This is a genomic window from Pseudomonas izuensis (genome assembly GCF_009861505.1).
Classification (GTDB): Bacteria; Pseudomonadota; Gammaproteobacteria; order Pseudomonadales; family Pseudomonadaceae; genus Aquipseudomonas; species Aquipseudomonas izuensis.
Window position 1 is genome coordinate 318,303 of sequence record NZ_WTFT01000011.1, and the last position, 12,358, is coordinate 330,660.

Annotated in this window: 8 protein-coding genes and 1 pseudogene; 5 read left to right on the forward strand and 4 right to left on the reverse strand. The window is 59.5% G+C overall.

Annotation, left to right across the window (positions count from 1 at the left end):
- The first annotated feature begins 215 nt into the window (after positions 1–215).
- Positions 216–521, forward strand: coding sequence for a DUF2288 domain-containing protein (locus GPL81_RS11915; RefSeq protein WP_160106858.1), 306 nt, complete (start codon positions 216–218; stop codon positions 519–521).
- Positions 522–822: 301 nt separating this feature from the next.
- Here the strand turns inward: GPL81_RS11915 and GPL81_RS11920 are convergent, their stop codons facing one another.
- Positions 823–3,030 (reverse strand): hypothetical protein, encoded by a 2,208-nt coding sequence (locus GPL81_RS11920; RefSeq protein ID WP_160106859.1) that lies wholly within the window; start codon positions 3,028–3,030, stop codon positions 823–825.
- Between the two features lie 198 nt (positions 3,031–3,228).
- On the opposite strand from GPL81_RS11920, the gene GPL81_RS11925 reads away from it, so the two are divergent.
- Entirely contained in the window at positions 3,229–4,125 is an 897-nt protein-coding gene (locus tag GPL81_RS11925) for an NAD(P)-dependent oxidoreductase (protein WP_160106860.1), read from the forward strand.
- Here GPL81_RS11925 and GPL81_RS11930 read toward each other — a convergent pair.
- Positions 4,085–6,298: pseudogene (locus GPL81_RS11930) on the reverse strand (putative bifunctional diguanylate cyclase/phosphodiesterase); the annotation flags it as partial. The gene GPL81_RS11925 and the pseudogene GPL81_RS11930 sit on opposite strands and share 41 nt — an antisense overlap.
- Before the next feature lie 146 nt (positions 6,299–6,444).
- A complete protein-coding gene (locus GPL81_RS11935; protein WP_160106862.1) occupies positions 6,445–6,810 on the reverse strand; it encodes a YkgJ family cysteine cluster protein in 366 nt (121 codons plus the stop codon).
- Positions 6,811–7,113: 303 nt separating this feature from the next.
- Here GPL81_RS11935 and GPL81_RS11940 point away from each other — a divergent pair, with 303 nt between their 5' ends.
- Positions 7,114–8,463 carry a spinster family MFS transporter gene (locus GPL81_RS11940; protein WP_160106863.1) on the forward strand — a complete coding sequence of 450 codons (1,350 nt, stop codon included), beginning with the start codon at positions 7,114–7,116 and terminating at the stop codon, positions 8,461–8,463.
- Between the two features lie 159 nt (positions 8,464–8,622).
- Here the strand turns inward: GPL81_RS11940 and rapA are convergent, their stop codons facing one another.
- Complete coding sequence (gene rapA / locus GPL81_RS11945) at positions 8,623–11,469, reverse strand: RNA polymerase-associated protein RapA (RefSeq protein WP_096513077.1); 2,847 nt, start codon at positions 11,467–11,469, stop codon at positions 8,623–8,625.
- Positions 11,470–11,687: 218 nt separating this feature from the next.
- Between rapA and GPL81_RS11950 the strand changes: the two genes are divergently transcribed.
- Both GPL81_RS11950 and GPL81_RS11955 read left to right on the forward strand, forming a co-directional pair.
- Positions 11,688–12,029 (forward strand): aspartate-semialdehyde dehydrogenase, encoded by a 342-nt coding sequence (locus GPL81_RS11950; protein ID WP_160106864.1) that lies wholly within the window; start codon positions 11,688–11,690, stop codon positions 12,027–12,029.
- 68 nt (positions 12,030–12,097) lie between these two features.
- Positions 12,098–12,304: a hypothetical protein gene (locus GPL81_RS11955; RefSeq protein WP_157755743.1), complete on the forward strand. Its 207-nt coding sequence runs from the start codon at positions 12,098–12,100 to the stop codon at positions 12,302–12,304.
- Positions 12,305–12,358: the final 54 nt, after the last annotated feature.

A 12,358-nucleotide genomic window follows, 5' to 3' on the forward strand; every position in this document is an offset into this window, starting at 1 on the left:
CCTGGGAAGCTGGCGCCGGGGGACAAAACTTGGGCGTGTCGCTTTTTTGAAAGAAAAAGACAGAATTGCGGCGGGGTTTTGACGGGCTTATAGCCAGTTTCCGTGCATTCCTTGGCTTTCCTGCTCTTTTCATTCAGTGACTCAAATTGCATCTGGGTTTTTCTGCCGGACCACCGACGTTATGATTGCGTCGATTTCTTTTCCGGACCGCACCCATGATTGAAGAACCTAGCACCCTCTATGCCAAGCTGCTTGGTGAAACCGCATCTATTACCTGGAAAGAATTGGAACCGTTCTTTGCCAAGGGTGCCCTATTGTGGGTCGACCCTGGTCTGGATTTGATCGCCGCAGCCGAGGCAATGGCCACGGACGATGGCGAGAAAGTGGCTGCCTGGTTGGCCGCCGACAAGGTCGCCAAGCTGTCTGAAACGAGGGCGCTGGATCTTTTCGAGCGTGATCCGGAGTTGTGGGCGGTGGTGGTTTCGCCGTGGATCATGATCCAGGAAAGAGCAAAGCCTTGAATGCGTGCACCTGTCTGGTGCGCGTCGCTACCGAGCAAAAGTGTGTAGCCGAGTAGCGTGATGGCAGGTTGCCGTAGAGAAAGGCCACAGCTTCACGGTGACGTAAACGTAACGGGAACAGTTGAGTGAGCGGCCTGAGGGCTGCTCAATTGTTTCTCGATGTGGATTTTGTTGAGTCGAAGGCCGCCATCGCTGGCAAGCCAGCTCCCACAGTGATCGGTATCGAACACACATTCTGTGAGCGTCACCGGAACCTGTGGGAGCTGGCTTGCCAGCGATTTTGGGGCGGCTCGGTCTTGAGTCAGGCCGAATAGGTCTTGCCCGTATGGTTATTCAGCGAAATAACCTTGGTCTTGCCAATGCGATGACGGTAGATCTCGCGCAGGTACTTGATCGCTTTCTTCACACAATCCCGAGACAGGCGAATGTCGTTGATCGAGACGAACTTGTCCTTGTCGTTGATCAGCTCGCGATATTTCTTCTCGTACATCGGTTTGATCGCATACCAGTTGGTATCGAGGATCTTCGCCGGGTTTTCGAACTCGTTGAGCAAGTCGTCGATGCGCTCTTCGTCGAAATCTTCATTGATGATGAAGTCCAGCATCGAGTTGTCCAGGGTTTCGTCGAAGCGGTACGGGCTGCGGGCGAAGCAACGCTTGATGAAGGCCACGATCAGCGTCAGGAAGTCGTCCGACAGGCACGGGCTCTTGGCGATCAGGGTGGTCAGCGACAGGTTGGCCGAGGCGCCGATCACCAGCGCATAACGCTTAAGCGTGGTGTTGGGGAACAGGTTGTTGAGGTGGGTCTTCAACCGGTTCAGGTCCATGTAGGACAGCTTGTAGTCCTTCGGCAGGGAAACGATCGACACCACCGACGAACAGTTCTTGAAGAAGTGCAGGTCGTGCAGGGCTGCGGCGTCGTAGCCGGAGTTCTTGTACTGCTCCAGCGACGCGCGATAGCGCTTGGACTCGATCGGCAGCAGGCTGATGCCTTCGATGGCCTGTGTGACCTTGTTGAAATGCGGCAGGTCGATGGAGCGGAAGAACAGATCGTCGATGTTCAGGCGCTGCGGCTCTTTCTCGAACACCTTGAACTTGTCGTTGGTCGGCGCCGGGCTTTCCGGGACCACGGACTCGGCGTAGGCGATCGCCACAGGGCCGGCCAGGCTCATGAACAGGTCGTTGGCATCAAGGCGAATGGTTTCGCCGATGTCGATGCCGGCGCGCCGGAAATAGTTCTGGTCGTAGTCGGTCGTGACCGCTTGCGCTGTCAGAATGTTGAAAATCTGCTGCGAGATGTATTGGTTGGCGTGCTTTTCCATGGCATTGACATCAATGTTCTGGATGTTGCCATCGTCGCTTTCTTCGGCGTAACGCATGATGTCGTTGGAGATCAGCATCATCGCGTTCCAGGGGCGGATACGGCCCATGACGCTGGCTTCGCTGCTGTCTTCGTTGGCGAAGTTGTAGGAGAAGTCCCACTCTTCCGACAGGTATTTGCACAGCAGGCGACCGGCGTTGATATGCAACGCTTCGGACATTTCACTGCGGTGATCGGAAATGTTCGGCAGGACGCAGATACCGCTGGTGAAAATCGGCTCGAAAACGAAGGAGTGACCGCTCTTGCCGTCGTGCTCGTCCATCGGCTTGGTGTCGAACGTCTTGTTCATATACGAGTGCTGCTGGGCCAGGCCGAACTCCGAGGCCATGCCCGAGCCGGTACCGCCGCCGGCGCTGAAGATCGAGAAGTACAGGCGTGATTGATTGGCCTTGATGCCGCAGCTGTCGATCAGGTACGAGTGAATCATCTTCCAGTCAGGGCTGGAAAAACGCTGGGTGTCCTTGTTCAGGATAATCTTGGCCAGGTATTGGCCAAGGATCGGCGCGTTACCGGCGCCACCGGCGTGGACTTCCGACAAGTCCATGATTTTCATTTTGCTGTAGTCGCGCAGGAACCCGCTTTTTTCACCCTTGCGCGAGAAGCGGATTCGACCGGCAATGTCTTTGTCCAGGTCGCCGAGCATCACCAGCGGTTCGACCAGGAACACCGGTTTGGTGGCCTTGTTCGGCATCAGGCGCAAATTGTTGCGAATCCACTGTGCCGGGCTGTAGCCTTTTTCGGCATAGCGTTTATCCGGCGAGAGGCGGTCTTCGCTGTTGAATTCGTTGAGGTAGAACTTGCGGGCGTTGTACACCAGTTCCGCAACATCCAGCGCGATGTTCGAACCGCAGCGGCCCAGGCCGATCAGGCAGACCGACGGGAATTCCTGATCGCTATGCTGCTCGTTGTCGCCTTCCAGGTGCGGTGGGCGCGGGAACACCATGTCGCGCAGGCCGTCGAGATTGTCGAGGATGCGGTCGGTGTTGGTTTCGGTGTAGTACAGGTATTGCTGGGTCGCCAGCGGGCGTGACGGGAGTAATGGCTTCGACGCTATAGGGGCAGGGCTGTTCGCCGCTGGGCTCAAGGTCAGGTCGGATACCGCGGTGGCCGGATTATTTTTGGAAGTCATTATTCGCCATCTACCTGGGCTTGTTAGTCGGGCGACACGCTGTCGTCGAACCGTCACGGAATGAGAACTCGCGTCTTTTATCAGCGCGTATTTGTCCCAAGCGTCAGAGCCATGGCCTGAGCATCGCTCGGGGGAATCCTTTCCTGAGTCATGATGAATCGGCCAATATTCAGCGATCTTTAATCAAGAAGAGGCAAAATGATGTCAGCGCTACCTTCACTGGGGTTTGCCGGAATCGGTCTGATGGGGTTGCCGATGTGTCGGCGCCTGCTGGCGGCGGGTTATCCGCTGACGGTGTGGAACCGTAATCCGGACAAATGCACACCATTGGTCGAGGCCGGTGCCCGCCAGGTCGCTACGCCGGCAGAGTTGTGCCAGCACGCCGACGTCGTGATGTTGTGCCTGGCGGATACCTGGGTGGTGCGTGAAGTGGTGTTTGGCCCTGCCGGGGTGGTCGAAGGCGCGAAAAATGGCCAGCTGCTGGTGGATTTCTCCAGCCTGGAACCTACCGCAACCCGGGAAATGGCGGCGGAACTCGTCAGTAAAACCGGCATGGCCTGGCTCGACGCCCCGGTATCCGGTGGTGTGGTCGGCGCCGAGGCCGGCAGCCTGGCGATCATGGTCGGTGGCGACGCGGAAAATCTCGAACGCATCAGGCCTGTGTTGTTGAGCCTGGGGCAGCGGGTGACGCACATGGGGGCTGTCGGAGCGGGGCAGGTGACTAAGGCCTGCAATCAGATGATCGTGGCCTGCAACGCCTTGGTAATTGCCGAAGTGGTGGCGCTGGCGGAGCGTTCCGGCGTCGATGCGAGCCTGATTGCCGAGGCGCTGGCCGGAGGCTTTGCCGATTCGAAACCCTTGCAGATTCTTGCCCCGCAAATGGCCGAAAGCCGTTTTGAACCGGTGAAATGGCACGTGCGAACCTTGCTCAAGGATCTGGACACGGCGGTGAAGTTTTCCCGCGAGCAGGGTTCGGCGACACCCATTAGTGGCCTGGCGGCACAGCTGATGCGGTTGCATGGCGGGCAGGGGTTCCTGGAAAAAGATCCCTCTACATTAGTGCAGATGTACCGTGAACCAGACTCAAGGACGTAAGCGTATAGGTGTGTTTGCGCTGGTTGATTTCATTCAGCACCGGAAGTAATTCAACCAGCGGCACCGGGCGGCTGAGCAGATAACCCTGAACGAAGTCGCAACCATGGCATTCGAGAAACTGGTATTGCTCGAAGGTTTCGACGCCTTCGGTAACCACCTCCAGATGCAGGGTATGGGCCATGGCGATAATTGCCTGGACGATCTCCATGTCCTGGGTCGACTTGGGGATGTCCTGTATGAATGAACGGTCGATTTTCAGCGTATTGAGCGGCAAGCGCTTGAGGTAGGCCAGGGACGAATAACCGGTGCCGAAATCATCGATCGACAGCGAAACGCCCAAGGCGCGAATCTGTCGCAGCTGTACCAGGGTGTCGGCAATATTGCCCATCAACGCATTCTCGGTCACCTCCAGCTCCAGCCGTTGCGGTGCGACCCCGGTGCTGCGCAATGCCTGTTCGATTTGACCGGCCAGCTCTTCGCGCGCCAGGCTCAGGGGCGAGCAGTTCACGGCAATCTTCAGGGCTTCGCATCCCTGGTACGACAACTCGGCGAGGTCTACACAGGCCTTGCGCAGCACCCAGTTGTCCAGTTCGGTGATCAGGCCGTTGGCCTCGGCAATGGGGATGAAGCGGTCCGGTGCGAGGAATCCGTGGACCGGGTGTTGCCAGCGAATCAACGCTTCAAGCTTGCTGACCTCGCCGGTTTTCAGGTCGTAGATCGGCTGGTAATAGAGCATCAGGCCGGTGTCTTCGCGCAGGGCGTTGCGCAATTCTTCCTCCAGTTGCAGTTCCAGCGTGGCGCGGGCCTTGAGGTTGGCGCTGAAGAAGTTCAGGCCGTTGCGGCCGCTACCCTTGGATTGGTACAGCGCCAGGTCGGCGTTTTTCAGCAGCTCATCGCAGGTCTTGCCGTCATCGGGAAACAGGCTGATGCCGATACTGGTGGTCATGACCATGCGCCGCCCGGCCAGCTCGATGGGCTCCTTCATTTTTTGCATGATGCGCTGAGCCATGTGCCGCGCTTCTTCGCGATCATTGAGGTTGATGAGCATGCAGAATTCGTCGCCACCGAAGCGTGCCACCACATCTTCGTGACTGCGCACCGAGCCTTTGATATGGCTGGCCAGCACCTTGAGCAATTCGTCGCCCGCGTCATGGCCGAGGCTGTCGTTGATGCGCTTGAAATGATCGATGTCGAGAAACAGCACGGCGAGCATGCCGCCTGCATGGGTTTTCTCGCTGAGTTTCTCGGCGAAGAGCTGATTGAAGCCGCGGCGGTTGGTCAGGTTGGTCAGGGGGTCAAAGTGCGCCACCTGTTGCAGCGACATGCGCGCCTGATCCAGCTGGCTGAGCAGTGAATTGACCCGTTGCAGGTCATGCTCCTTATGTTGCAGCTTCTTGTCTGCCAACGCCGCACTGATGCAGCTGCCAATGATCAGCAGGGTCATCACCGCGACCGTCAGGCCCAGTTGCAGGTGATTGTTTTCCCCGGGCTGGGTCAGGAGACTACCGCTTGGCAACACCAGATTGAACGCGGCCATGCCGGTGAAATGCATGCTGATGATGCCTGTCCCGAGTACCAGGCTGGCGCCGTACTTGAGCAGTTGATGGAACATGCCGACACCGTTGCGCAAGTAGCTCGCCAGCAGCAACGCCGCCAGGCTGGCGGCAATCGCCACCAGGATAGAGAGGGCGAACATGGTCGGTTGGTAGTAGACCATCGCCTGTGAGCGCAGGGCGGACATGCCCACGTAATGCATCGTGGCGATGCCCAGGCCGATCCAGACTGAAGCCTTGAGGCATTGCCAGAAGTTCAAGGCAGGACGACTGAGTGTATGCATCGCCAACCATGACGTGAGCAGGGCGATCAGGAGGGAGACAAGGGTGATGGGCAACAGGTAATGCACGTTGACTGGCGCCTGGAACGCCAGCATGCCGATGAAGTGCATGGCCCAGATCCCGCCGGCCAGGCACCCGGCACCGACCCAGCGCCAGAGTCGCCGGGAAGCGGCATTTTCCGCATGCGCGACCCGTTCGGCCATGTCCAGCGTGGCGAAACTGCCGGCACAGGCGACCAGATAAGCCAGTAGCACCAGAAAAGGGTCATGTATGCAATTGAGTATGACCTGCCCGCTCTCTGGCAGCTCGGTAATGAAATGCAGACCAAGCCACTCCATAGCATGCCCCATGTTGTATTCCTGGCCGACGCAAGCAGCGCCGACGAATGTCCTGAAGTATAGAGGGCATGCAGGGAGCGCAAGACGTAGTGGCACATTGGTGCCAATGATTTCGGCATTACGCTAATAGCGATTAGTGCTAAGTATCAGGCGATCTGCTTCTCAGGCATCTGGAATGCGGGCTCCAGCGCCGCCAGGCCGAACGCCGCCCGGGCTGCGTCGCAATCGGGGTTGGGCTGGCCATCGGTCCAGGACGCTTCGAATTCCCGGCAAGTGCTCGAGCGTTTTTCGTAGATCGAGCATTGCACCGTACTGCCTACGTCCCCTGTCAGACTGACGCAGCGCACGGGTTTGCACTCGGTGCCCAGCATGGCGACCCGGCTGGGGCTTATTTGTGCGACAAGCTCATCGGGCACTGTCCCTCCGGACGAAGCGCATTCACCCCAAAAAAATGACACGCGAAAATGAGAACAGCAGGCACCGCAATTCAGGCACGGACTGGCATCGGACATGGGTATTTATCTTAGGAGGGGTGGGGGGCGCTGAGGGCAGACAAGGCCGCTATTCTAGGCTTCGCCAGCGGCTTGGAAAGGGGGGGCGAAAAGTATTTTTCAAGGGATGGCAGTGCGGTGAAAACATTCCCCTCGGGCCAATGAACATTGAGCCTCGCCGGTGGGCGGGGGCGGCGATTGTGCGTTGTTTTGCCATGGGCTGGTATCAGCCTTGCGAATAATGACAGACAGCTGTGGCGGGCCTGTCTAGATTGCTGTTACCGGGGACAGTGACGCCCCAATAACAATAAAAGAGACGGACCCATGCAGAACTCGACCCAAGCGGCGAATGCCTGGCGCATTCTGTTCCTGTTGTTCCTGGCCAACCTGTTCAACTTTTTCGACCGCACCATCCCGGCCATCATCATTGAACCGATCCGGATGGAATGGCATCTCAGCGATTTCCAGCTGGGCATCATCGGCACTGCATTCACTATTGTCTACGCGATCGCCGGCCTGCCCCTGGGGCGAATGGCCGACACCGGTTCGCGCAGCAAACTGATGGGCTGGGGCCTGGCGGTGTGGAGCGGGCTGACCGCGGTCAATGGCATGGTCGGCAGTTTCTGGAGCTTTCTGCTCGTGCGCATGGGCATCGGCATCGGTGAAGCCAGTTATGCACCGGCCGCCAACTCGCTGATCGGCGATTTGTTTCCGGCGCATCGCCGGGCGCGGGCCATGGGGATTTTCATGCTCGGGCTGCCGCTGGGGCTGTTGCTGGCGTTCTTCACCATCGGTGCGATGGTCAAGGCGTTCGACAGCTGGCGCGCGCCGTTCTTTATCGCCGCGGTGCCGGGGTTGATCCTGGCGATCTTCATGTTCTACATCAAGGAGCCCAAACGCGGTGCCGCAGAAAGCGTGCAGGTGTCGCAGGAGAAGGTTGACCGTCCGATCCGCCGTGTCCTCGCGGTGCCGACTTTCCTGTGGCTCGTGCTGGCCGGGCTGTGCTTCAACTTCGCCACTTATGCCTGCAACTCGTTTCTGGTGCCGATGCTGCAACGCTATTTCCTGATGCCATTGCAGGAAGCAGCGGTGGCGACCGGGGTCATCGTCGGTGTAACCGGCCTGGTAGGACTGACCCTGGGTGGCTGGATCGCAGACAAAATCCACCAACGCGTTGCCAATGGTCGTCTGTTGTTCGCCGCGTTCAGTCTGATCATTTCCACCCTGTGCACGGCATGGGCGCTGCATTCGGGGCGGATCGAAATCGGTGTGTTCGTGGCGGTGTTCAGTGTGGGCTGGCTGTTTGCCTATAACTTCTACACCTGCGTTTACACGGCAATCCAGGACGTGGTCGAGCCGCGCCTGCGGGCGACAGCCATGGCACTGTTCTTCGCCGGGTTGTATCTGCTGGGCGGTGGGCTGGGGCCGGTGGTGGTCGGTGCCTTGTCCGATCATTTTGCGCATACGGCCATGCTTTCGGCTGGAGCCGAACAGATGACCGAGGCATTCAAGGCGGTCGGCCTGCATGATGCGATGTATCTGATCCCGGTGGCGTTGTTTTTCACCATGGTGTTTCTGGTGTTGGCATCGCGGTGTTTTGTGCGCGATGCCAAGCGGATGAAGGATGGGTTGGTGGCTGTGGTTGAGCCAGAGGGTGCTGCGGCGACTGCGTAATCGCCATCGCGAGCAGGCTCACTCCCACATTTGGAATGTATTCCCCTGCAGGAGCGAGCCTGCTCGCGAAGAGGCCATCAACAGCAACCACAAAACTCAAGCAAACAAAAAGGCCCGCATCGCTGCGGGCCTTTTTGTTTATCGGTGGAGCTGGGGGGCTTAACCCGCCACCAACACCCGGATCGCTTCCAGCCGCAGCGCAGCCTTGTCGAGCATGGCCAGGCCTTGTTCACGCTGCTTACGCAGGGCAACCAGTTCGCTGTCGCGTACGGTCGGGTTGACCGCTTGCAACGCGGTCAGGCGCGCCAGTTCTTCATCGGTATCGGCTGCCAGGCGACGTTGCGCCTCGGCCACGCGCTCGGCATGGCGCGGATAGATTTTGTCTTCGCCGGCGTTGATCCGTGGCGTCAACTGATCGCGCTGGGCCTGGATAAACTTGTTGGCGCTGGCGCGGGGAACGCTTTCCAGTTGATCGTTCAGGGTTTCGAACGACACGCGGGCCGACAGGTCATTGCCATTGGCATCGAGCAGGCAGCGCAGGGCGGCCGGCGGCAGGTAACGCCCCAATTGCAGCGAGCGTGGCGCGACCACTTCGCTGACGTAGAGCAGTTCCAGCAACACGGTGCCGGGTTTCAGCGCCTTGTTCTTGATCAACGCCACCGCGGTGTTGCCCATGGAACCGGACAACACCAGGTCCATGCCGCCCTGCACCATCGGGTGTTCCCAGGTGATGAACTGCATGTCTTCGCGCGACAGCGCCTGGTTGCGGTCGTAGGTGATGGTCACGCCTTCGTCATCGCCCAGCGGGAAGCTGGCATCGAGCATTTTTTCGCTCGGCTTGAGGATCAGGGCGTTTTCCGAATGGTCCTCGCTGTCGATGCCGAAAGCGTCGAACAGGGTTTCCATGTAGATCGGCAGGGCGAACTGGTCGTCCTGCTCGAGAATCGCTTCAACCAGTGCTTCGCCTTCGCCAGCGCCGCCGGAATTGAGCTCCAGCAAGCGGTCGCGACCGGTGTGCAGTTCAGCTTCCAGACGCTCGCGCTCGGTACGCGCTTCGTCGATCAGCGTTTGCCATTCTGCATCGTCGGCCTCTTCCAGCAGCGGTAGCAGGCGCGGGCCGAACTGATGCTGCAAGGCGTTGCCGGTCGGGCAGGTGTTGAGGAACGCATTGAGCGCCTCGTGGTACCACTGGAACAGGCGCTCTTGCGGGCTGGTTTCCAGATACGGGACGTGCAGTTCGATGATGTGTTTCTGGCCGATCCGGTCCAGACGACCAATACGCTGTTCCAGCAGGTCCGGGTGGGACGGCAGGTCGAACAGTACCAGGTGATGGGAGAACTGGAAGTTGCGGCCTTCACTGCCGATTTCCGAGCAGATCAGCACTTGCGCGCCAAACTCTTCGTCGGCGAAGTAGGCGGCGGCACGGTCGCGTTCGAGGATGTTCATGCCCTCGTGGAACACCGTGGCCGGGATGCCGGAACGCACACGCAGGGCGTCTTCCAGGTCCATGGCGGTTTCTGCGTGGGCGCAGATCACCAGCACTTTGGTGCGCTTGAGCATTTTCAGCTGGTCGATCAGCCATTCGACACGCGGGTCGAATTTCCACCAGCGCTCTTCTTCGCTGGCGTCCGGCTGGGCCTGGAAGCTGACTTCCGGGTACAGCTCGGCGTGATCGCCCAACGGCAATTCGAGGTATTCGTCCGGGCACGGCAACGGGTAGGGGTGCAGTTTGCGTTCCGGGAAACCCTGCACAGCGGCACGGGTATTACGGAACAGCACGCGGCCGGTGCCGTGGCGGTCGAGCAGTTCGCGCACCAGGCGGGCGCTGGCTTCGGTGTCGCCATCGTTGACCGCTTCCAGCAAGGCTTCGCCTTCGTTGCCGAGGAAACCGTGGATGGTCTTGTGGGCTTGCGGCGACAAACGTCCCTGGTCCAGCAGCTCCTGAACGGCTTCGGCCACCGGGCGATAGTTTTCGCTCTCGGCGCGGAATGCATGCAGGTCATGGAAACGGTTCGGGTCGAGCAGGCGCAGACGGGCGAAGTGACTGTCCTGGCCCAGTTGTTCCGGGGTCGCGGTCAACAGCAGCACGCCGGGAATGGTTTCGGCGAGTTGTTCGACCAGCGAGTATTCAGGGCTGACCTGATCTTCATGCCACACCAGGTGGTGCGCTTCGTCGACCACCAGCAAGTCCCAACCAGCGGCGAACAGCGCATCCTGGGCCTTCTCGTCGTCCACCAGCCATTCCAGTGCAACCAGCGCGAGCTGGGTGTCTTCGAACGGGTTGGAGGCATCGCTTTCGATGAAGCGTTCTTCGTCGAACAGCGCGACCTGCAAATTAAAGCGGCGGCGCATCTCCACCAGCCACTGGTGCTGAAGGTTTTCCGGCACCAGGATCAGCACGCGATTGGCGCGACCCGAGAGCAGTTGGCGATGGATCACCAGGCCGGCTTCGATGGTTTTACCCAGGCCCACTTCGTCCGCCAGCAGAACCCGTGGCGCGATACGGTCGGCGACTTCGCGAGCGATGTGCAACTGGTGCGCGATCGGTTGCGCACGCACGCCACCCAGGCCCCACAGCGAGGACTGCAACTGGCGGCTGGTGTGTTCGAGGGTGTGGTAACGCAGGGAGAACCAGGCCAGCGGGTCGATCTGCCCGGCGAACAGGCGGTCGCTGGCCAGGCGGAACTGGATAAAGTTCGACAGTTGGGTTTCCGGCAGTGTGACCACTTCGTTCTGGGCGTTGAGGCCGTGGTAAACCAGCAGGCCATCCATGTCGTCGACTTCGCGGACGGTCAGTTTCCAGCCTTCGAAGTGAGTGATGGTGTCACCCGGCGAAAAGCGCACGCGAGTGAGGGGCGCATTTCGCAGCGCGTACTGGCGGGTGTCGCCAGTGGCCGGGTAGAGCACGGTCAACAAGCGGCCGTCCTGTGCCAGAACGGTGCCTAAACCCAGCTCGGCTTCGCTGTCACTGATCCAGCGTTGCCCCGGTTGATACTGCTGCGCCATGCTGCCTGACTCCCACCTTGAAAAAGCGGGCTATCTTAACGGAATGAGGGCTTCAGGGCCAAAGGACTCTCAGAAAAACTCTCGGGGTTACGTTAGCCCACTTACGCACGCTGTGTGGGCTACGGCACCACCGAGTGCCAATCGGGTCACAGTTTGCGACCGATGGCTCAAGTCGCCATCCCGGCGGCCGACAGCCTGCTCACAGGAGACCCATAAATATGCTGCCACCGATGCTTCCCTTGAGCGCCGTGCCAATCACTTCCCAGCACGACCCGGTCCGCCCGCGCCCGGACATCGCGCCTGTGGTGCCCATGCAGGAAAGCTCAAGCGACAGTACCATCGACCTGAAGCACCGCAACTCCGAAGAAGCCGCCTTGCTGTTGCGCGAGGAGCAGCGTCGGCAGCAGGAGCGCGAGCGTCGCCGCCGTGAAGCCGACGATGATCCCGAAGCGTATCTGGCAATTCCCGGTGATGACCTCAATGCCGACAACACCGTGCCGGTGGCACCGTTGATGGAAGATCAGCCGCGCCAGGGGTTGTGGGTCGATATCGAGATTTGAGGTCGCGACTGGTCAGCGCCGTCGCCAGACCGCATTATTGGTGCAATCCCTGCCGAATGATGCGGCAGATGAACAACATTCCAAGCGATGCACTGAACGCCATGAGCCAAGACGACAAGCTGATCGACCTCAACGCCGAACGCGCCAAGCGCGTCCATGACCTCAACGACAAGCGCCTGAATGAAATGCGCCAGGCGTTCGAACAGGCCATGCCTCTGGGTAAAGCGAAGAAAAACCCGAAAGCCAAATCGAAGAACAAGCCGAAAAAACGTTGACCCCCCCCCGCATCGGTTGATGCGGATCAGTTTTTCCCCTCCTTTATATGCCCG